The sequence below is a fragment of the Mycobacterium lehmannii genome (assembly GCF_001499925.1).
Lineage (GTDB): Bacteria > Actinomycetota > Actinomycetes > Mycobacteriales > Mycobacteriaceae > Mycobacterium > Mycobacterium lehmannii.
In genome coordinates this window covers 1-20926 of sequence record NZ_LQIR01000022.1, presented here as the reverse complement: position 1 = coordinate 20926, position 20926 = coordinate 1, and the positions used below count along the sequence as shown (strand labels likewise).

The following is a 20926-nucleotide window of genomic DNA, read 5'->3' as shown; positions in this document are numbered from 1 at the left end:
GTGACCGGCTACGCCGGATTGCCCACTTTCTGGTAGATCTCCAAGGTCTGCTCGGCGATGTGGGCCCAGGAGAACTCCTGAATGCAGCGCTGCCGCCCGGCCTCGCCGTATTGGCGCGCCCTCTCGGGGTCGGCGATCAGCTCGTTGACCGTCGCGGCCAACCGGCTCTCGTAAGCCGGCGCGTCCTGCGGGTCGTAGTGCACCAACCGCCCGGTGTGTCCGTCGGCCACCACCTCCGGAATGCCGCCGACGTCGGAGGCCACGACCGCCGTCGCGCATGCCATCGCCTCCAGGTTCACGATGCCCAGCGGCTCGTACACTGAGGGGCATACGAAAACAGTTGCAGCGGATAGAATTTCGCGAATCTTGACGATGGGGAGCATCTCGCGCACCCAGAAGATCCCGGTGCGGGCGTGCGACAGGTGCTGAACCGCCTCGGTCACTTCGGCGGCGATGTCGGGGGTGTCGGGCGCTCCTGCGCACAGCACCAGCTGCACATCGGGGGCGAAATCGTGGGCCGCGGCGATCAGATGGGCAACGCCCTTCTGCCGCGTGATCCGACCGACGAACGCCACCATGGGCCGCGACGGGTCGACGCCGAGTTCGGCCAACACCGATTCGCCCGGCTCCGGGTGAGCCGGATACCAGACCTCGGTGTCGATCCCGTTGCGCACCACGTGGACCCGATTCGGGTCCAACGCGGGATAGGTGCGCAGGACGTCCTCGCGCATACCGGAGCTGACCGCGATCACCGCGTCGGCGCCCTCCACCGCCGTCTTCTCCACCCACGACGAGACCCGGTAGCCGCCGCCGAGCTGTTCGGCCTTCCACGGGCGCATCGGCTCCAGCGAGTGTGCGGTCAGCACGTGCGGCACCCCGTAGAGCAGTGCGGCGAGGTGGCCGGCCAGGCCGGTGTACCAGGTGTGCGAGTGCACCACGTCCGCGTGTGCGGCGGCATTGACCATGTTGAGGTCGGCCGACAGCATCGACAGCGCGGCGTTGGCGCCGATCAGCGCGGGGTCGGGTTGCGCGACGATCGCGTCCGCACGCGGGGCGCCCATGCAGTGCACGTCGACCTCGCAGAGGCGGCGCAGCTGAGCGACCAACTCGGTGACGTGAACCCCCGCCCCGCCGTAGACCTCGGGTGGATATTCCCGAGTCATCATCGCCACCCGCATGAATTCGACCCTAGTTACGGGCGCAAGCCGCCGCTGGAGTGATCGTGTCGGAACCGCCGGATCTGCGTCGAAGACGTTGACTCGTCGTGGAATGGGTAGCCCAGGACAGAAGCGGCCGATAGGTTTGAAGCATGAGGGAACTGCCACACGTGCTGGGCATCGTCCTGGCCGGCGGGGAGGGCAAGCGGCTCTACCCGTTGACCGCGGATCGAGCCAAGCCCGCCGTTCCCTTCGGCGGCGCCTACCGCTTGATCGACTTCGTGCTGTCGAATCTGGTCAATGCGCGGTATCTCCGGATTTGCGTGCTGACGCAATACAAGTCGCACTCACTTGACCGTCACATCTCCCAGAACTGGCGATTGTCGGGCCTTGCGGGTGAGTACATCACGCCCGTCCCGGCCCAGCAGCGGCTCGGTCCACGGTGGTACACCGGTTCCGCGGACGCGATCTACCAGTCGCTGAACCTCATCTACGACGAAGATCCGGACTACATCGTCGTGTTCGGCGCCGACCACGTCTACCGCATGGACCCCGAACAGATGGTCCAGTTCCACATCGAAAGCGGCGCGGGTGCGACGGTCGCGGGTATCCGGGTACCGCGCCAGGAGGCCACCGCGTTCGGGGTCATCGACGCCGACGAGTCCGGCCGCATCCGCAGCTTCATCGAGAAGCCCCCCGACCCGCCGGGCACGCCGGACAATCCCGACGAGGCGTTCGTGTCGATGGGCAACTACATCTTCACCACCAAGGTGTTGATCGACGCGATCCGCGCCGACGCCGACGACGACCACTCCGACCACGACATGGGCGGCGACATCATCCCCCGTCTGGTCGACGACGGCATGGCGGCGGTGTACGACTTCAGCAACAACGAAGTGCCCGGTGCGACCGAACGCGATCACGGTTACTGGCGCGACGTGGGAACCCTCGATGCGTTCTACGACGCGCACATGGACCTGGTCTCGGTGCACCCGGTGTTCAACCTCTACAACAAGCGTTGGCCGATCCGCGGCGAGTCGGAGATGCTCGCGCCGGCGAAGTTCGTCAACGGCGGTTCGGCCCAAGAGTCGGTCGTCGGCGCCGGCAGCATCATCTCGGCTGCGTCCGTGCGGAATTCGGTGCTGTCGTCCAACGTCGTCGTCGACGACGGGGCGATCGTCGAGGGCAGCGTGATCATGCCCGGGGCCCGCATCGGGCGCGGGGCGGTGGTGCGCCACGCGATCTTGGACAAGAACGTGGTCGTCGGTCCGGGCGAGATGGTCGGGGTGGACCTCGACAAGGACCGCGAACGGTTCGCGATCAGCGCCGGAGGAGTGGTCGCGGTCGGCAAGGGCGTCTGGATCTAACCCCTAACCCCCTAACGCGGACCGTCCGCCAGACCCAGGGGCGCACTCGACGAGTTTCGGCATCGCCCTCCTTATGCGTTGTGCCCTGGTGTTTCACGCTGGCTCCTGTCAAACGGCCCGCGAGGCCACGAGCACAGGAGACAACGATGAAACGCAACACCATCACGGCCGCCGTCGCCGCCGGCGCGATCGCCGTCGGCGCCCTGATGACCACGACCGCGCCGGCCGCACACGCTGAGAAGCTCTCGGAGAAGACGATCAAAAGCGAATGCAAAGCCGCCGGCGGGACCTACACCAACAAGGGCTCGGTGTCGACCTGCGGCTACAAGGACATCAGCGGCAACAGGTACATCGACGTCTTATCCGGCGGCCATTACGTCACGACGCTGACGTGAGCGGGACCTGGAGTCAGCTCGCTGCGGCGTTGCGGCGCCGTCGCCTCAGAATCCAGACCGCCAGCCACGCCAGGACCACGACGGCCACCAACACGAGCACGGGCACCAGGATCGCGGCGAGGACCAGTCCGACACTGACCCCGTCCTCGACCGTGCTCAGCACCGGTGCGGCCACCCCGGCGGTGGCGACGTTGGCCGCCGGACGAACGGTCGACTTGGTCAGCGACACCACCAGCGCGACCACGACACCGATCACCACCGGAATCCACTGCCCGGACTGAGCGAACGCGCCGGGGTCGGTGACCGCCGACGTCTGCGCCGCGGTGCCGGAACCGAAAACGATGCCGCCCGCGGTCGGCCGGACGAACGTCTGGACGGCATCGTTGACGCTGTCGAGCGCCGGGACCTTGTCGGCCACGATCTCGACGACCAGAAGTGTCGCGACGATCGCCATCACCCAGCCGTTCTCTAGCCAGGCCCAGCCGGCGGGCAGGGCGACCAGGTTGGTGAACCGCGACAGCAGACCAAGCGCCAACAGGGGGATATAGGCGTTGAGCCCCGCCGCGGTCGCCAGGCCGAGGCCGGTCAGCAGTTCCATCTCCGCATTATGAGCCGCAAGCCGCGATCGCATCGCCGATAGAGTGGCGCACTGTGGGCGGCCGACGTCGATCCGTAAAGCTGCACAAGGGGCGACGAATACCTCAACATCCGCGCCGGCGAATACCGTGTCGGGACCGTGGGGTGCGCCGTCTGTATACGGCGAATCGTAGAGCCGTACCGGCTCCATGACACCGTTGGCAGCAGCCAGGACTGACAAGCGATGAACAACCCCGAATCAGGCAGCGTCGCGCCAGGCGATTTCGTCGGCGAAGGCGATTTCGACCTTGCTTGCCGGCGAGGGCGGCCGGCCGGGCAGCGGTGGCGCTTTAGATCGGTGGCGGGCACCGGTCGGCGTAGTGACCTCGGCGCTGTGGGTGCTCTCCCCGTCACGTCGGGTGGTGACCCGCCATCCCGGAGCTTCTTTGGCGTAATTGCAGGCTTCGCAGTTGCCGACGCCGTTGAGCTCGCTGGTCTCCCCGCCCACGCCGTGCGGAGTGGCATGGTCGGTATGCCGGATGGGGGCATCGCAGTATGGCGTGCGACATGTGTCATCTCGGAAGGCGATGAACTGCGCGAGGACTTTCGGGAACAAACGAGCTCGCGACTCCATGGCGACCAACGCGCCGGATGACGGATGACGGTACAGCCGACGCAGCGTGGCTTTCGAACGCTCGTCGGTGACGGCTCGGCTCGCCAATCGGCACGCGACCGAGGCAGGAATCGGTCCGTAACCCGGAACGCGTGCGGGAGTCGTGTCACCGCCGAGTAGCGTCTCGTCGGTGATGATTAGGTCGACGGCGACCGGCACCGAAACGTCTGCAGGCTGGCCGGTGATGCGTTCGAAGAGGGTGTCGGCCATGATCTGGCCCCGGCTGCGATCGTCGAAGGTGGTGTCGGCGGCGCGTTTGAGGGCCGCGTAGACGGACACACCCTGGGGCATGGGCAGCAGCGCGGTCACATAGGCCATGGTGTCGGGGGCTGGACGGATCGTCACAGTACGCTCGCGCACGGCGCGTACGGCGCGGTCGACGATCGCTTGTGGATCGAGTTCATAGGCAATGGCTTTGGCGTCGGCGGCGATGCGCTTGTCGCCTTTGCCTTCGAGTTCGGATTGATCCGCGCACATCCGGACATCGAGTTTTCCGCGGTCTTCCAGGGTTAAACAGGCGGATTCGCGGACGATCAGGGTGGCACGCCACTCGGAGAGCGCGCCGGCCTCCAGGGCGGCCAGCGTGTGGGGCATCTCATGCACCAAGGCTCGCGCGAAACCGAGATGACGGCCGCCGCGGTTAGGGGAATCGTTTCGGGCCAGCGCGATTTCGTTGGCCAAGCCGCGACCACGCTTGGCTGCGGGCACGCCCTCCGCGGCCTCGCGGGCGCGGCGCTTTTGGTCCAGTGCCGCGGTCAACCGGGCCTGTCTAGCAGCGGCGACAGACTTGAAGTGCTCGAGTTCGGCGATGCAGTCAACCAGCGTCGCCTCATCGCCATCGGTGTCGATGACTGCCAGTGGTTCGAACATATGTGCGAGTCTAGCTGATGCGGGGGACAAATCTCATCACCAGCTCATCTCCATCGGGATGTCGTCGATCATGTCCACAACGCGCGACAGCATGGCCAAGTTCGGGATGGTGGAGCAGGCATCCTTCACGTGCTCGGAGCACGTCGACCGTCACCGCCCAATCCGCGCAGGAACGGAAGCATCTTCTGGCCAACGCTGTCGAACATGATGGCCGTTCGCAGTCCTTGAGGTTCTTCCGGCGCAAGCCTGCTGATCGGCACCGAAGAGGATCACCTCATTGGGCCCGTCCACACGCCTCTTCTTCTCCGCCAACGTGTTGACGTCGTCGAGGCGCCCGATGAACAGCAGATAAGTCAGCTGCTCGATGACCTCGATCGGTGTGAAAAACCCCCACCAGAAGGCATCCCATACGCGGTGGACCTTGCTTTTCAGATCTCCGGTGATCACCAGTCAGTACTCATTGCGCGGACCGGAACCAACTTTATAAATTGAGGCACTGGCATTCCGTCACATCGCTGTCGTCGAGCGCTTCCCGAAGCTCAACGCGGGCTGCACAGCCAGACGGCTCGACCGGCGCATCCCATCCGCGCTTCTCTGCGACTAAGAACTTCCGCCGGATGCGATGGCTCGACAAAGGTTCCCGTCACCACACTCCAGGTATCAGCCGATACCGAACCTGGTCGAGGTATGCGCTGTAACCGGCCAATTGCTGCCGCAGCATCTTCTCCTCGTCGTCGATGCGCGCGACGAGCAGCAGCAGGACGGGCAGGATGGCGGCCAGTCCCCAGTACGAGTCCAGTGCGAGCGGGGTACCGAGCAACATGGTCAGCGTGCCGGCGTACATCGGGTGTCGCACGACGCCGTACAGTCCGGTCGAGACCAGCGACTGACCCGACTCCACGGTGATCGTGGCTGCGGCATAATCGTTTTGGATGATGACGAGCTGAGAAAGCGTCAGACCCGTCCACACCAGCACATTGCCGAGCACCACCACCGCCGTCGGCACTGTCGACCATCCAAAGCGATGGTCCAGTGCGCTGACCACCAGCACGACGACCACCATCAAGACGATCCCCGCGATGAGGACCCTCTGTACCGGTCGGGTTTCTGCGAACGGGCCCGCCCTCATACGCCTGCGCAACGCGTCGGGACGCTTGATGACGAGATAGATGGTTGGTCCCATCGTGCCGACGATGAACACCGCGATGAAAACCCAAGCGTGCCAATAGTCGAACGTCCCGGCCGGCCAGAACAGCGCCGCGGCGAAGAACGCGAATCCGAACGCGGCCGACGCTAATACCTGCAGAGCGGTCTTCATGTCTGCTCCTTTCAGACCACGTCGCGGTGCCGGTACAGCGCACCGGCCACCCACGTCAGGGCGGCGGCGAGTACCGCCAGAAGGACGAGCGTGGCCACCGAATAGTCGATCGGCGCGGTCGTGCGTCCGATCGGAGAGAGGTCGATCAGCCACTGCGGCAACCGCAACAACGGGCCGAGGTACAGCGCGGTGACGACGAACGCTACCGCCAGCCAACCCAGCACGGGCCGCTGCATCGCGACGGCCACCGCCGCCACGGACGCCATCACCCCCAGTGCGGGAACGAAGGCCAGGCCGGCGAGCGTCAGGCGCAGCACCGTGTTTGGTTCGCCGACCGTGAGTCCCGCGCCCAACCCGTTGCCGAGTCCGGCGGCGAACATCAGCACCACCGAACCGAGCACCGCCGATACGACGGCCGTCGTCAGCCAGCGCCATCGCGACACCGCTCCGGCCAGCACGGCTTCCCCCAGGCCGTTGCCCTCGTCGGTGTGAACCCGCAGCGCGGCGGCGACGACGTACGCGCTCGCCGCGGCCGCGAGGAACTGGGTCATCGTGGTGTACACGCCGTCGGTGCCCTGCTGGGCCATCATCAGCCGGATCACGTCGTTGGTCTCGGCCGCGTCGAGCAGGGATTTGGTCATCGACCCGAATGCCAGGCCGCCGAGGAACAATCCGATGGTCCAGCCGACGGTCTGACCTCGCTGCAGCGTCAGGTGCAGACCCAGCACACCCCTGATGGGGCGGGCGTCGGGATGCTCACCGGTGGACGGAATGACACCGGCGTCGTACTGGCGCCTGCCCTCCAGCGCCGCAGCCAGTGCGATGAGGGCGACGGTGAGCGCGATCAGCAGCGCCAACGGCCACCACCGCAGATCGACGAACGCGCGCATCTGTTGGGCCCACGCGATCGGGGAGAACCAACTCAGCGCACTGCCGGAATTGTCGATCACATCGCCGATTCCACGGACCACCGCAGCGACCGCCAGCACGGCCATGGCCGCGCCGGACGCCGTACGCGACTGGCGCCACAACTGCGCGGTCACCGCGGCCACGGAGCCGAAAAGCATGGCCACCCCGGTCACGCCGAGACACATCGCCGCAGTGTCGATGAGCGAGAAGCCGCTCGCGGCCATCGCCAGCGTCATCGTCACGGTGAGCATCACGTTGACCACGCCGACCAGGATCAGTGCCGCTGCGGTTCGCGCATAGCGGCCCACGACCGATGACAGCACCAACTCGGCTGCGCCGCTTTCCTCTTCGGCCCGGGTATGGCGAATCACCGTGAGGATCGCGAGAATCGACGTGGCGACGATCAGCGTCAGCATCATCTCGTTCGCGATCATCGCGCCGAGGTCGGTCTCGTTGCGCCCGAACATGGGTCCGCCCATCATCATTCCCGCGGGCGTCCTCAGCAGATCCACGCGCGTGAGCCGCTGCGCCTCTTCGGGATAGGCCAGCTCCATCGCGGCGGGCGCATAGGCCATCAGCATCGTCAGGACGGCGACCCAGACGCTGAGCCGGAGCCGGTCCCGGCGCAGAGCCAGGCGCAGCAGGTCTGCGGTGCCCGTCCAGGCGTTCGAACGGCCATGCCGTTGCGTGCGCGGCGCGGACACCGTCATCGTCGTCATCGCGCGACCCCCCGATACTCGCGCAGGAACATGTCTTCCAGAGACGCCGGTGTGACGGTCAGGTCGAGGATCCCGAGCTCGGTCAGAATGCCCATCGCGCGGTCAAGATCGTTGCGGTCGACCGAGAAGACGTAGTGCCCGTCGGTGACCGCGAAGTCGTGGACGAACGGCTCGCCCCGAAGGCGCTGGCCGTCGTTGCGGGTGCGTGCGGTCACGGTCGTGCGCATCAGGTGCCGCAGCTCCGCGAGGGTGCCGGCGCGCACGGTGCGACCGGCGCGGATGATCGTGACGCTGTCACACAGCTTTTCGACCTCGGCCAGGATGTGGCTCGACAACAGCACCGCAGCGCCGCGCTGGACGACTTCACCCACGCACTCCTGAAAAGCCTTCTCCATCAACGGATCCAGGCCAGACGTCGGCTCATCGAGGATGTAGAGCTCGGCGGCGGTGGAAAACGCGGCGATGATGGCGACCTTCTGCCGGTTGCCCTTGGAGTAGGTACGGGCCTTCTTGTGCGGGTCGAGTTCGAAGCGCTCGATCAGCTGATCCCGCCGGGCCGTGTCCACGCCGTTGCCGCGCAGCCGGGCCAGGAAGTCGATCGCCTGCAGCCCGGTTAAGTTGGGCCACAACGTCACATCGCCCGGCACATAGGCGATCCGGCGGTGCAGTGCCACCGCATCATGCCAGGGATCGCCGCCGAGCAGCCGCACCGTGCCGCTGTCCGCCCGCAACAGGCCGAGCAACACGCGGATTGTGGTCGACTTGCCCGCGCCGTTCGGGCCGAGAAAGCCGGTGATCTGTCCCGGCGCCACCGTCAAATCCAGTCCGTCGAGCGCCTTGGTCCGTCCGAAAGCCTTTGTCAGTCCGCGAACTTCGACGGCAGGTCCGTTGAAGTCAGCCTGCCGCCGATGGTGCGCTGTCTGAGCCGTCATCGCGATCTCCTTCTTCCCCGGTGGTGAACGGGATGCCTTTCTCGCGCTGGGCGAGGAACGCGTCGTACATGGTCGAGTCGGCCATCAGCCCTTCGGTGTAGAGCTCGAGGGCGGGCAACACCATGTCCTCGCTGTAATCACGCAACACGGCCCGCAGATCGGTGGGATTGTCGTGCAGCTGCAGATACAGCAAGAAGCCGCCTCCGCCGATCATCCCGAGGTACCGGGCCCTTGCGCGGGGGTCACGGCTCGGCTTGAGTACACCCGATCGAACGCCTTCGTCGGTGTACTGCTCGACCTGGTCGATCATGCGACGCCAGAACGACTTCGCCAGCTCGCTGCCGGACTGCATGCTGCGAACCAGGTACGCCATCAACGGCGCATAGGACTCGATCTCGGCCATCTGGGCGAGCCAGGTCGCCGGATCGCTGGTTTGCATCGACTCGGTCTTGGCTTGGCGGATCTCGTCGGCGATGAAGTCGTCGCACGCCTTGCGCAGTCCGTCCTTGGAGCCGAAGTGGTGAATGACCAGCGCGGCCGACACCCCCGCCGCCTCGGCGATGGTTCGGAGGCCGACGTTGAACCCGTGCTGGCCCCACTGGTCGATCGCGGCATCGCGAATCCGGGCGACGGCCGTGAGATCGTTCGAAGCTGAACGCACGTTCAGTAGACTAAACGCACGTTCAGTCGGTGGTCAAGATGCATGAAAGAGCACGCCGAGATCTGCATGAGGGTCGCGATCGCGCGGCGAGCGCGACCACTGTGCAGAACTCGGCGACCGCAGAACTCGGCGACCGCAGAACTCGGCGACCCGAGGGAACAGCGGAGAGATTTCAGTCGCGCGCGGCGGCGAGCAGGCCGTCGCCCAGCGGGATCAACACCGGGGTGAGCCGGTCGTCCTCGGCGATCAGCCGGGTGGCCTCGCGCACGGCCGCCACCTCGGCGTCGTTGGCGGTGGCGTCGCCGGCCCGGCCCCCGAGCGCCGCGCGGTGCAGCACGATCGCCCCGCCCGGGCGCAGCAACCGGACGGCTTCGGCGACGAACTGCGGCTGATCCAGCGGATCGGCGTCGACGAACACCAGGTCGTACGACTCGTCGGCGAGGCGGGTCAGCACTTCTTGGGCGCGCCCGCTGATCAGACGGCTGCGCCCGGGTCCGATCCCGGCCTCGGTGAACGCCTGCTTGGCGATGCGCTGATGCTCGGGTTCGACGTCGATCGTGGTCAGTACGCCGTCTTCGCGCATACCCGACAGCAGCCACAGTCCGCTGACCCCGGCGCCGGTCCCGACCTCCACGACGGCCTTGGCGGAGGTCAGCTTGGCGAACACGCACAGCAGCGCGCCGACCGCGGGGGTGACGGCGCCTGCGCCGATGTCGAGGGCGCGTTCGCGCGCCGCGGCGACGATGGCGTCCTCGGAGATCGACTGCTCGGCGTGCGAGACGATGGAGTCGGCACGGCTGTGCGGTCCGATGACGTCGTCGGTGCCGGCCATGCCCGCAGCGTAGCCAACCGGTGCGGGCCAGCATCGCGACACGCCCGTTCGCGACGACCCGATCATGCGAATTTTCAGCGGGTTCGCGCAGGTCAAAAATGGGTAGGAAAGCTTTCTCAGGAAATGTTCAGTTTGCTCATATGCCAGGCACGGAACGGTCGGAGACGGTATGTCCCATGGAAAACGGCGGACGCTGGCATCCAGGGGACCAACCAGGGAATACCTATGCGGATCTCCGCGTTGCGGGCAGTAACGAACCGCCGCACCGTGATGGCGGCTGTGACCAGGAGGATCTGACGACCACCATCAAGATGGCGCCGACTTCGATGTCCCACCTCGAACAGTTCGCGGATGGGGAATGGGTCGAGCCTTCCGACGAAATGACCGGCACCGCGGTGTTCGACGCCACGGGCGACAAATCGACCATGCCCTCATGGGACGAGCTGGTACGCCAGCACGCCGACCGGGTGTACCGGCTGGCCTACCGTCTGTCGGGTAATCAGCACGACGCCGAGGACCTCACCCAGGAGACGTTCATCCGGGTGTTCCGCTCGCTGCAGAACTATCAGCCCGGCACGTTCGAGGGCTGGCTGCACCGCATCACCACCAACTTGTTCCTCGACATGGTGCGTAGACGCGGCCGCATCCGTATGGAGGCGCTTCCCGAGGACTACGACCGCGTTCCGGCCGACGATCCCAACCCCGAGCAGATCTACCACGACTCGCGGCTCGGTCCTGACCTGCAAGCCGCGCTGGATTCGTTGCCGCCGGAGTTTCGCGCCGCCGTGGTGCTGTGCGACATCGAGGGACTGTCCTACGAGGAGATCGGCGCGACGCTCGACGTCAAGTTGGGCACCGTGCGCAGCCGCATCCACCGCGGGCGGCAGGCGCTTCGCGACTACCTGGCCAACCACGGCGAGACCGGGGTTGGCAACGGCGACGCGGCCAAAACGGCCTGACGTTCGCGGGCATCCGCACAGCCCGCCGCGCTACATTCGAATGGACGCCGTGACACGCAGCGAGAGGAGCGGGGCGATGGTCGACCCGGGACACGTGTTCCGCCGGGCCTTCTCGTGGTTGCCCTCTCAGTTCGCCTCCCAGAGCGACGCGCCCGTCGGGCCGCGAGAGTTCGGCTCCACTGAGCACCTCTCGACCGAGGCCGTCGCCGCCTTCGTCGACGGTGAACTGAGGCTGACCCCGCATCTGCGCGCCGCCCACCACTTATCGCTGTGCCCGCAGTGCGCCGCCGAGGTCGAGGCCCAGCGCCAAGCGCGCGCGGCGTTGCGGGAGTGCCGGCCGGTCGCCATGCCGAGCTCGCTGCTGGGCCTGTTGTCCGAGATCCCGCACCATGCTCCACCGGAGCCGCCCGTCGAGACGCAGCAGTCCCAGTTTGCTGACAGCACACAGCGTTCTCGGCGCAAGCGCCGGTAGGGTAAGTGCGAAGACCAGCAGCGATCCGCGCCGGCATTCGCAGGCGCTTTCACAGAGGGTGATGACCGGGTGACCAATCTCGACCAGACCGGGCGTGAACGCCTGGAACCGCGCCCTGTCTCGCGGCCGCCCGTCGATCCGGCGGCGCAGCGCGCATTCGGCAGGCCCGACGGTGTCGAGGGTTCGTTCGTGGGCCTCGACAAATATCGCGACCAAGGCGAGTTCACGCCGACCAACCAGCCGCCCGACCCGGTGCTGGCCGAGGCGTTCGGCAAGCCCCATCCCGGCGGCGACTCGCTGCAGCGCCATCCCGCCGACGCGGGCGCGCTCGAAGCCGAGCGGGATCAGGACACCGACTTGGCAGCCGACCCGTGGCGGGATCCGTCGGCGCCGGCCGCTCTTGGCGCCCCCGCGGTCCACGAGCCGCCGCGACCCCCGGCGAATGTCCCCACGGGCAAGTTGGGCGTGCGCGACGTGCTGTTCGGCGGCCGGGTGTCCTACGTCGCGCTGGCGATGTTGGCCATCATCGCGTTGGTGATCGGCTTCGCAGGCGGCTGGGTCGGCCGCAAGACCGCCGAGGTGGTCGAGGCGTTCACCACGTCGAAGGTCACGCTCGACACCACCGACAGCGGTCCGCCGCCCGAAGGTCATATCGCCAAAGTCGCTGCCGCCGTAGCTGATTCGGTGGTCACGGTGGAGGCGACCAGCGATCAGGAAGGTTCGCAGGGCTCCGGCGTCGTCATCGACGGACGCGGGTACATCGTCACCAACAACCACGTCATCTCCGAGGCCGCCAACAACCCGAGCAAGTACAAGATGAAGATCGTCTTCAACGACGGCAAAGAGGTGCCCGCCAACCTCGTTGGCCGCGATCCCAAGACCGATCTGGCCGTGCTGAAGGTCGACAACGTCGACAACCTGACCGTGGCGCAGATGGGCGACTCGGACAAGCTACGCGTCGGCGACGAGGTGATCGCCGCGGGCGCCCCGCTGGGTCTGCGCAGCACCGTCACCGCTGGAATCATCAGCGCGCTGCACCGCCCGGTGCCGCTGTCGGGCGACGGTTCCGACACCGACACCGTCATCGACGGTCTGCAGACCGATGCGCCGATCAACCACGGCAACTCCGGCGGCCCCCTGATCGACATGAACGGCAACGTGATCGGCATCAACACCGCCGGTAAGTCGCTGTCGGACAGCGCCAGCGGGCTAGGGTTCGCGATCCCGATCAACGAGGTCAAGACGGTCGTCGACTCGCTCATCCGCGAGGGCAAGATCGCCCACCCGACGCTGGGCCTGACCGCCCGCTCGGTCAGCAACGACATCGCCTCCGGCGCCCAGGTGGCCAACGTGAAGGCCGGCAGCCCCGCGGAAAAGGCGGGAATCCTGGAGAACGACGTCGTGGTCAAGGTCGGGGACCGCACCGTGGCCGACGCCGACGAGTTCGTCGTCGCCGTGCGTCAGCTCAAGATCGGCCAGGACGCACCGATCGAGGTGATGCGCGACGGCCGGCGGGTCACGCTGACCGTCAACCCGGGTCCCGACACCACATAGCCGATGTTCGCCAATATCGGCTGGGGCGAGATGCTGATCCTGGTGATCGCCGGTCTGGTGATCCTGGGACCCGAGCGGCTACCCGGCGCAATCCGGTGGACGACGGGCGCGCTGCGGCAGGCCCGCGACTACATCAGCGGCGCCACCAGTCAACTGCGGGAAGACCTCGGACCGGAGTTCGACGACCTGCGCGAGCCGCTCAGCGAGCTCAACAAGTTGCGCGGTATGACGCCGCGCGCCGCGCTCACCAAACATCTGCTCGACGGCGACGACTCGATCTTCACCGGCAACTTCGACCGCAAGCAGGCCGATAAGCCGATCTCCTCGACGGAGCCGCCTGCGCAGACGGCTCCGCCCGCAGCACCGCAAGCGCCCGCGACGACACCGTTCGACACCGACGCCACATAAAGCGGCGAGAGCTCAGATGAAATAGTCCTCGTCGCCGGTCGGGTATCCGCCGCCGTTGGTGGCGATGTGGACATGGTCGAAGTGGTTGGCGGTTTCGTTGCCGTAGTCGGCCGTCCAACTGGGTGCCCCGACGCCCGGGTAGAAGCCCTGCCGCCAGATCACATGGATCACACCCCAGCGCTCCGCGTTCGCCAACGCGATCCCGGCGATCTGGTTACCGAGCGCGATGCCCGCTTCGCTGCCGTGGTTCGGGATCATCACGTCGATCGCCAGGCCGTTCGGGTGCCACCGCAGCGGGTCTTGGCGGTATCCGCCGATCGTCTTGACTTCGGGGAACAACACGCTGATCGCGCGGGCCACCCGAATCGTGTTGACCTGCAACCCGTTTTCGGGCGTGATACCGGCGGGCAACGCGAACGGGGTCGCTGCCGTGGCGACGGGCGCGCTGGCCGCGAGCAACTCCGCTTCGGTGGGTGTGTTGACCCTGGGGGCGGCCGCAGGCGCATCCTGATGCCCGGCCGCGGGCGGGGCGGAATGCTGTGCCGCGGGTTCGGCGGTCTGAGCGTAGAACAGGGCGACGGACAGCGTGATGGACGCAACGAGCGCCAGCAACTTGCCGCGCCCGTTGGCTAACATCGCCCTACCCACGAACAGCACTGTAACGCCTTGTCGGACAGGGTGTGACGGAGTTCGGGCTCGGACACGCGAGGTGTTATCGACCGGCCGGGTCCAAACCCAGCGACATGCCCGCCAGTCCGCGTTTGCGGCTCGACAGGGCATCGGCGACGCTGCGCAACTCCTTACCGGCCGCCGAGTCCGGTGCGGAGAGCACCAGCGGGACGCCGGAGTCGCCTGCCGTCACCAGTTCGGGGTCCAGCGGCACCTGGCCCAGCAACGGCACGTCGGCGCCGATCGCGCGCGACAGCCGCTCGGCGACCTGTTTGCCGCCGCCTTCGCCGAAGATCTGCATGGTGGTGCCGTCGGGCAACGTCAGCCCGGCCATGTTCTCCACCACGCCGACGATGCGCTGACGGGTCTGCAGCGCGATCGCTCCTGCCCGCTCGGCCACCTCGGCGGCGGCCAGTTGGGGCGTCGTGACCACCAGGATCTCCGCGCCCGGAATCAGCTGGGCCACCGAGATCGCGACGTCGCCGGTGCCCGGCGGCAGGTCGAGCAGCAGCACGTCGAGGTCACCCCAGTAGACGTCGGCGAGGAACTGCTGCAGCGCACGGTGCAGCATCGGGCCGCGCCAGACCACCGGGGTGTTGCCCTGGGTGAACATCGCGATGGAGATGACCCGGACGTCGTGGGCGACCGGCGGAACGATCATCGACTCGACCTGGGTGGGCCGGTCCGTGATGCCCATCATGCGGGGAACGGAGTGCCCGTAGATGTCGGCGTCGAGCACTCCGACCGACACGCCACGCGCGGCCATGGCCGCGGCGAGGTTCACCGTGACGCTGGACTTGCCGACGCCACCCTTACCGGAGGCCACCGCGTAGACGCGGGTCAGCGAACCGGGCTGGGCGAACGGGATGACGGGCTCGCGCGAATCACCACGCAGTTGTTTGCGCAGTTCGGTGCGTTGTTCGTCGTTCATCACGTCGAGGCTGACCCGCACGGCACCGGTTCCCGGGACGTCGGCGACGGCCCGGCTGACCTGTTCGGAGATCTCGGTCTTCTTCGGGCACGCGGCGGTGGTCAGGTAGATCTCCACATGGACCGCCCCGTCACGTTCGACGGTGACGTTCTTGACCATGCCGAGCTCGGTGATCGGCCGCCGCAGCTCGGGGTCGATCACCTTGGCCAGCGCGCGACGGATCGCGGTTTCCAGGTCAGCGGGTGAATGAGACATCACCGTCGAGTCTAGGCCGACTCGACGGCGGCGCTTAACCGACGGGTCCCGGCGCCGGACCCGGCTGGGAAGCCGGGCCAGGGGCGGGTGCCGCCGGACCGGGTGCGGATGCTTGAGCCGGGCCTGGCGCGGGTGCCCCGACGGGAGCCGGACCGGGTGCGCCGATGGGAGCCGGTGCGCCGATCGGCGCGGGCCCAGGCTGCGGAGCACCCAGTGGTGCGGGCGGCCCCAACGGCGCCGGTGCGGGCGGAAGCATCGGGTTGGCTATCGGAGGCCCACCGAGTGCCGGCTGCAGCGGTGGCGCCGGGTTGTCCTCGATGCAGAACACCGCGCACTCGGGCCGTTGTGGCTGCATCCACGGCGGTGTCCACGGCGGCGGTTGCGCGGGGGCCTGTGGCGTCGCCGGTGCTTGCGGTGCCGGCCCTGGCAGGGGACCGAGCCGCTGACCAGGAACGAAGCCCGGCATATTGCCCATCCGGCTGGCTACCGAGTCGCGCTCGAGCAACGGCATCAACGCCAACGGATCGCCTTCTGGCAGTCCCAGAGCGTTGAGGGGCAGACCCGGCCCGAGGCCCTGGTACTCCTTCAGATCGGTGAGGTGCACGTTGGCGGGGGTGTCTTCCAACGTCGGGACCGATCCGGTGATCGGAGGCAGATCCATCGGCACGACGCCCGTCGCGTACGCCGCGGCCCAGCCCAGCACATTGCGCGCGTAGGCCACCGAGTTGTTGTAACGCAGGATCGCCGACATGACGTGGTTCGGGTCTCGCAGGTTCAGGTTGCCGCTGCACAGATAGCGGGCGGCGGCCAGTGACGAGTCGAACAGGTTCTGCACTTCGGCCTTGCCGTCGCCGTCGCCGTCGGAGGCGTACCGCGACCAGGTGCCCGGCAGGAACTGCATCGGTCCCATTGCGCGGGCGTAGGTGACGCGGTCGGCCACGCGGCTCTGCACGATGATCTCGTTGCCGGGCAGAGTGCCGTCGAGCGTGGGCCCGAAGATGGGGCGGATGGCGGTGCCACGGGCGTCGGTCGCGCCTCCGTTGGCGTGCATCGACTCGATGCGCCCGATACCGGCCAACAGGTTCCAGCTCAGGCCGCAGCCGGGGTAAGCGGACGCCATGATGCGCTCGGCGTTCCGGTACGCCGACAAGGCCATACCGGGAATGCCCAGTGCGCCAGGCGAATTGACCACTGCGGCGGGCGGGGGAGCCGACACCGTCGAGGCGGCGATGTGGAAGGCCATCGGTTCCTTGGCGACGGCGACCACCGATGCGCCCGACCGGGCGCCCGGAGACGGTTCGACAGCGGCCAGTGGCGTCACCGCGGCATCCGAGGTCGGGGTCTGCGGGGACGGCGCCGAGGCGCCGACGCTGCCGGCCAGGATGATCGGGGTGATGATGGCCACGCCGAGGCCGGCGCGCATGCGGTTGGCGGATGCCAGCTTCTGCACGTGAGGGCCCGGGATTCGCCGCAGACGCCCCGTTTGGCGCCGCACGGCCTTGAGGGCGGCGGCTCCTCCCCTTATGTGCACTCAACCGTCCTATGTTTGCGATCGCTTGTGAACCAAGTCACCATACCTACTAGATAACCGCCGCGTTACAGCAATTCGTTAGCCACCTGCACTCGACTTTTTCGGCCGGCGCTCACCCGGGTCGCTCCGGCCAGCTTCGTCGTCGTCCGATCCGCCAGCCGGGTGCTGCAGGGAGGCCAGCATTTCGCGCATCTCGTCGAGTTCTCTGCGCAGGTAGTCGCGGGTGACCACCTCGCCGATCGCCAACCGCAGCGCGGCCAGTTCGCGAGCCAGGTATTCGGTGTCGGCCTTGGTCTGCAGGGCGCGGCGACGGTCTTCGTCCAGTGACACGCGGTCGCGGTTTTCCTGACGGTTCTGCGCCAGCAGGATCAGCGGCGCCGCGTAGGCCGCCTGGGTGGAGAACGCCAGGTTGAGCAGGATGAACGGATACGGGTCCCAGCGCAGCCCGACCGCGAACAGGTTCAACGTGATCCAGACGATCACGAGGATGGTCTGCCAGGCCAAGTAGCGCCCGGTGCCCAGGAACCGGGCGATGTTCTCGCTGACGTTCCCGACCGCCTCGGGATCGACGTTGAACGAGAACCGCCGCCGCGTGGCCAGCGGCGTATCGAGCCGGCTGCGGTCGCTCATGAGGTGCCTTCGGCGCCGGTGAGCTCGGGTTCGGTGGTCTCGCGCCAGTCGTGGGGCAGCAGATGGTCGAGCACGTCGTCGACCGACACGGCGCCCAGCAGGTGGCTCTCCTCGTCGACGACCGGCCCACACAACAGGTTGTAGGCGGCGAAGTAGCGCGTCACCGCGCCCAGTGAGTCGTCGGGGGACAGGTTGGGCAGATCGGTGTCCACGATGCCGCTGACCAGATCGGCAGGCGGCTCGCGCAGCAGGCGCTGCAGGTGCACACAACCCAGGTAGTGACCGGTGGGCGTGGCGGTCGGGGGGCGGGTGACGAACACCAACGAGGCCAACGCCGGGGTGAGGTCCGGATCGCGGACCCGCGCGAGTGCTTCGGCGACGGTGGTGTCCGGGGCCAGCACGACGGGCTCGGATGTCATCAACCCGCCCGCGGTGTCGGGAGAGTGCGCCAGCAGGCGACGGACATCCTCGGAATCCTCGGGGTCCATGCGACGAAGGAACTGCTCGGCGTCGGTCGGCGTCATCGACCCGAGCAGGTCGGCGGCGTCGTCGGGGTCCATCGCCTCGAGGACGTCGGTGGCGCGGTCGGCCGGTAGCCTCCTGAGCACGTCGAGTTGGTCGTCTTCGGGCAACTCCTGCAGCACGTCGGCCAGCCGCTCGTCGTCGAAGGCGTTGACCAGTTCGTAGCGCCGCTTGGCAGGCAGCTCCCGGATCGCCTCGGCCACCTCGACGGCGCGCTGCCCCTCGAACTGGTCGAGTAGTTGCGCGACGCCCTGGCCGGGCATCGCCAGACCCGACGGTGTCAGGCCCTGAACGTCCTGCCAGTCCACCACGTGCACATTGGCGCGCCTGCCCAAGCGCCGGTGTGGGCGGACTGCGACCTTGGTGACCATCCAGTCGCGGGTGCGCGTCTGCTCGATGCCGAGATCGACGACGATCACATCGACGTTGGCCAGCTGCGGCAGGTCCGGATCGTCGACTCGGACGCGGGTTTCGATCACCTGCCCGAGCACGAGCACCTCACCGGGACGCTGGGCGAACCGGCGCAACGACACACTGCCGGTGGCAAGCGTCACCGCGCCGGGATCGATGGACGTCACCCGCAGAATCGGTACGAAAATCCTTCGCCGCGTGAGCATCTCGACAACCAAGCCGAGTACGCGGGGTTGCTGGCGCACCAGGCTGATGCTGACCACCACATCACGGACACGGCCGATGGATTCGCCGTCGGGGCCCAAGACCACCATCCCCGCGAGACGAGCCGCATAGACCCTGTTGACCGCCGCCATGCATCAAAGGGTAGAGAGTGTGGTTGTGGAAAACCGGTATCGACCCCGCCGAACGGTCCTTTCCGTTCCCGGGAGCAGCGCGAAAATGGTCGAGAAGGCGAAAACCCTGACCGCTGACGAGGTGTTCCTCGATCTCGAGGACGCCGTCGCGCCCGAGGCCAAAGCCGAGGCTCGTACCCGGGTGGCGACCGCTCTGGCGGAGCCGGGGTGGGCCGGTCAGCTGCGCGGTGTGCGGATCAACGACTGGACGACGCCGTGGACCTACGCCGACATCATCGAGGTGGTGGCGACCGCCGGTGCCGCACTCGACATCGTGGTCCTGCCCAAGGTCAGCGACGCCTCCCACATCCAGGCGCTGCACTTGTTGCTGAGCCAACTCGAGGCCACCCACGACCTCCCGGTCGGCCGCATCGGTATCGAGGCGCAGATCGAGAATGCGCAGGGCCTCACCAACATTGACGCGATCGCGGCCGCACCCCGGGTGCAGGCGCTGGTGCTGGGACCCGCCGACATGGCGGCCAGCTTGAACATGCGCACGCTCGAGGTCGGCGAGCAGCCGGAGGGCTACGACGTCGGCGATGCGCACCATCACGTGCTGATGCGCATTCTCGTGGCGGCGCGGACGCACGGCGTGCTCGCGATCGACGGTCCCTATCTGAAGATTCGCGACGTCGACGGCTTCCGCCGCGTCGCCGGCCGTTCCGCGGCGCTCGGATACGACGGCAAATGGGTGCTGCACCCCGACCAGATCGTCGCGGGCAACGAGATTTTCAGTCCCCGGCAGAAGGATTACGACCACGCCGAACTGATTCTCGAGGCCTACGAGTGGCACACCTCGCGCGCAGGCGGGGCAAGGGGCGCGGCCATGTTGGGCGACGAGATGATCGACGAGGCGAGTCGGAAGATGGCCCTGGTGATCGCCGGAAAGGGCCGCGCCGCAGGCATGCAGCGCCAAGGCGAGCCATTCCGTCCGCCGCAGTGACGCTCAGGCCCACAACCCTCCGGTGGCGAGCAGGCTCAGGTAAAGCAGTATGTAGACGACGAAGCCTGCGACCGCCAGCCCGCCGATGATCGTGCCCGCCAACGCAATTCCGAATCCGTCCTGTCCGGTGCGTTTGGTTTCGCGCATCGCCATGACACCGAGGATCACCCCGACGATGCACGTCACGCCGCAGCAGAACACCCCGACGAGCGAGCACACCAACGCGCCGATCGCCATCCCGTTCGTGCCCGCAGGACGGATCGGCCGGTAGGGGTCGTATCCGTAACTGCCGAGCGGGTAGTAGCCCTGATAAGGGTTAGGAGGAGAAGCCGGATAGGGCGGCGGATAACCCGGTGAGGGCGGCGTATCGAGCGGCGGCGGCAGCCCCGCATCGGTGGGGTAATCCACCGGTGCGAACGGGTCGGGCCTGCCGGTGTTCCCGACCCCGTCCTGGTCGCCGCCGCTCACTGGGTCAGGTGCTCAGCATGGCGATGCCGAAGACGATGTTGAGCAGCAGCGTCGCCGCGCCGACGGCAATGCCGGCGATCGCCAATCCGCGGCCGCCCTCGCCTGAGTTCTTGACCTGGTTCAGCGCCACGATGCCCAGCACGATGCCGATCAGCGAGCCGACACCACAGAGGACGCCGATCGCCGAGGCCACCAGCGAGCCGATCGCCAGACCGTTGGTCTTGTCCTGCGGCATGCCGTAACCGTCGGCATACCCGGGTGCGCCGTATCCCGCGTACGAGGGCGGAGCGCCGTAAGGGGAGGGCGCGCCATAGGGCGGCGGCGGTGGATAACCCTGGCCGGTGTTGGCGGGCACGATCATCGGCGGGC

The 20926-nt window shown here is 67.4% G+C and carries 23 protein-coding genes; 7 read left to right on the top strand and 16 right to left on the bottom strand.

Annotation, left to right across the window (positions count from 1 at the left end):
* Positions 1 to 8 precede the first annotated feature (8 nt).
* Positions 9 to 1178: a glycogen synthase gene (glgA, locus tag AU192_RS12855; protein WP_064396674.1), complete on the bottom strand. Its 1170-nt coding sequence runs from the start codon at positions 1176 to 1178 to the stop codon at positions 9 to 11.
* A gap of 131 nt (positions 1179 to 1309) precedes the next feature.
* Between glgA and glgC the strand changes: the two genes are divergently transcribed.
* The gene (glgC, locus tag AU192_RS12850; RefSeq protein WP_064396672.1) at positions 1310 to 2524 is read left to right on the top strand and encodes a glucose-1-phosphate adenylyltransferase; all 1215 of its coding nucleotides are present in this window, start codon (positions 1310 to 1312) and stop codon (positions 2522 to 2524) included.
* Positions 2525 to 2670: 146 nt separating this feature from the next.
* Positions 2671 to 2919 carry a hypothetical protein gene (locus AU192_RS12845; protein WP_064396670.1) on the top strand — a complete coding sequence of 83 codons (249 nt, stop codon included), beginning with the start codon at positions 2671 to 2673 and terminating at the stop codon, positions 2917 to 2919.
* A 13-nt stretch (positions 2920 to 2932) separates the two neighbouring features.
* Here AU192_RS12845 and AU192_RS12840 read toward each other — a convergent pair whose 3' ends face one another.
* The 8 genes from AU192_RS12840 to AU192_RS12805 all read right to left on the bottom strand — a co-directional run bounded on the left by AU192_RS12840 (position 2933) and on the right by AU192_RS12805 (position 10409).
* Positions 2933 to 3517, bottom strand: coding sequence for a DUF4126 domain-containing protein (locus tag AU192_RS12840; protein WP_064396669.1), 585 nt, complete (start codon positions 3515 to 3517; stop codon positions 2933 to 2935).
* Between the two features lie 237 nt (positions 3518 to 3754).
* Complete coding sequence (locus AU192_RS12835; RefSeq protein ID WP_064396667.1) at positions 3755 to 5038, bottom strand: HNH endonuclease; 1284 nt, start codon at positions 5036 to 5038, stop codon at positions 3755 to 3757.
* A gap of 150 nt (positions 5039 to 5188) precedes the next feature.
* Positions 5189 to 5485, bottom strand: coding sequence for a type I restriction-modification system subunit M N-terminal domain-containing protein (locus AU192_RS12830; RefSeq protein ID WP_064396666.1), 297 nt, complete (start codon positions 5483 to 5485; stop codon positions 5189 to 5191).
* A 196-nt stretch (positions 5486 to 5681) separates the two neighbouring features.
* Positions 5682 to 6356, bottom strand: a complete 675-nt coding sequence (locus AU192_RS12825; RefSeq protein ID WP_064396664.1) for a methyltransferase family protein — start codon at positions 6354 to 6356, stop codon at positions 5682 to 5684.
* Positions 6357 to 6367: 11 nt separating this feature from the next.
* Positions 6368 to 7984 (bottom strand): ABC transporter permease, encoded by a 1617-nt coding sequence (locus AU192_RS12820; protein WP_064396663.1) that lies wholly within the window; start codon positions 7982 to 7984, stop codon positions 6368 to 6370.
* Positions 7981 to 8916, bottom strand: a complete 936-nt coding sequence (locus AU192_RS12815) for an ABC transporter ATP-binding protein (protein ID WP_064396662.1) — start codon at positions 8914 to 8916, stop codon at positions 7981 to 7983. The genes AU192_RS12820 and AU192_RS12815 overlap by 4 nt, the downstream gene beginning before the upstream one ends.
* Positions 8879 to 9577: a TetR/AcrR family transcriptional regulator gene (locus AU192_RS12810; RefSeq protein ID WP_064396660.1), complete on the bottom strand. Its 699-nt coding sequence runs from the start codon at positions 9575 to 9577 to the stop codon at positions 8879 to 8881. The genes AU192_RS12815 and AU192_RS12810 overlap by 38 nt, the downstream gene beginning before the upstream one ends.
* A gap of 172 nt (positions 9578 to 9749) precedes the next feature.
* On the bottom strand, positions 9750 to 10409 hold the full coding sequence (locus AU192_RS12805) for an O-methyltransferase (RefSeq protein WP_064396721.1): 660 nt from the start codon (positions 10407 to 10409) through the stop codon (positions 9750 to 9752).
* A 176-nt stretch (positions 10410 to 10585) separates the two neighbouring features.
* On the opposite strand from AU192_RS12805, the gene sigE reads away from it, so the two are divergent.
* The 4 genes from sigE to tatB all read left to right on the top strand — a co-directional run bounded on the left by sigE (position 10586) and on the right by tatB (position 13802).
* Positions 10586 to 11368, top strand: coding sequence for an RNA polymerase sigma factor SigE (gene sigE, locus AU192_RS12800; protein ID WP_064396658.1), 783 nt, complete (start codon positions 10586 to 10588; stop codon positions 11366 to 11368).
* A gap of 76 nt (positions 11369 to 11444) precedes the next feature.
* Positions 11445 to 11840, top strand: a complete 396-nt coding sequence (gene rseA / locus AU192_RS12795) for an anti-sigma E factor RseA (RefSeq protein ID WP_064396719.1) — start codon at positions 11445 to 11447, stop codon at positions 11838 to 11840.
* 69 nt (positions 11841 to 11909) lie between these two features.
* Complete coding sequence (htrA, locus tag AU192_RS12790; RefSeq protein WP_064396657.1) at positions 11910 to 13394, top strand: serine protease HtrA; 1485 nt, start codon at positions 11910 to 11912, stop codon at positions 13392 to 13394.
* 3 nt (positions 13395 to 13397) lie between these two features.
* The gene (gene tatB, locus AU192_RS12785) at positions 13398 to 13802 is read left to right on the top strand and encodes a Sec-independent protein translocase protein TatB (RefSeq protein WP_064396655.1); all 405 of its coding nucleotides are present in this window, start codon (positions 13398 to 13400) and stop codon (positions 13800 to 13802) included.
* Between the two features lie 12 nt (positions 13803 to 13814).
* Here tatB and AU192_RS12780 read toward each other — a convergent pair whose 3' ends face one another.
* From AU192_RS12780 to AU192_RS12760, 5 genes are all read right to left on the bottom strand, one after another.
* The gene (locus tag AU192_RS12780) at positions 13815 to 14438 is read right to left on the bottom strand and encodes a VldE C-terminal domain-containing protein (RefSeq protein ID WP_094289142.1); all 624 of its coding nucleotides are present in this window, start codon (positions 14436 to 14438) and stop codon (positions 13815 to 13817) included.
* Between the two features lie 76 nt (positions 14439 to 14514).
* Positions 14515 to 15657 carry an Mrp/NBP35 family ATP-binding protein gene (locus tag AU192_RS12775; RefSeq protein ID WP_064396652.1) on the bottom strand — a complete coding sequence of 381 codons (1143 nt, stop codon included), beginning with the start codon at positions 15655 to 15657 and terminating at the stop codon, positions 14515 to 14517.
* A gap of 34 nt (positions 15658 to 15691) precedes the next feature.
* Positions 15692 to 17080, bottom strand: a complete 1389-nt coding sequence (locus AU192_RS12770; RefSeq protein WP_064396715.1) for a lytic transglycosylase domain-containing protein — start codon at positions 17078 to 17080, stop codon at positions 15692 to 15694.
* A 186-nt stretch (positions 17081 to 17266) separates the two neighbouring features.
* On the bottom strand, positions 17267 to 17818 hold the full coding sequence (locus AU192_RS12765) for a DUF1003 domain-containing protein (protein WP_064396651.1): 552 nt from the start codon (positions 17816 to 17818) through the stop codon (positions 17267 to 17269).
* Positions 17815 to 19107: a magnesium transporter MgtE N-terminal domain-containing protein gene (locus AU192_RS12760; RefSeq protein ID WP_064396649.1), complete on the bottom strand. Its 1293-nt coding sequence runs from the start codon at positions 19105 to 19107 to the stop codon at positions 17815 to 17817. Before AU192_RS12760 ends, AU192_RS12765 begins: the two co-directional genes overlap by 4 nt.
* Before the next feature lie 25 nt (positions 19108 to 19132).
* Between AU192_RS12760 and AU192_RS12755 the strand changes: the two genes are divergently transcribed.
* Entirely contained in the window at positions 19133 to 20089 is a 957-nt protein-coding gene (locus tag AU192_RS12755) for an HpcH/HpaI aldolase/citrate lyase family protein (protein ID WP_094289138.1), read from the top strand.
* 3 nt (positions 20090 to 20092) lie between these two features.
* Here the strand turns inward: AU192_RS12755 and AU192_RS12750 are convergent, their stop codons facing one another.
* Positions 20093 to 20557 (bottom strand): DUF4190 domain-containing protein, encoded by a 465-nt coding sequence (locus tag AU192_RS12750; RefSeq protein WP_082694006.1) that lies wholly within the window; start codon positions 20555 to 20557, stop codon positions 20093 to 20095.
* A gap of 4 nt (positions 20558 to 20561) precedes the next feature.
* A partial coding sequence (locus AU192_RS12745; protein WP_133148029.1) for a DUF4190 domain-containing protein occupies positions 20562 to 20926 on the bottom strand: 365 nt, incomplete at its 5' end.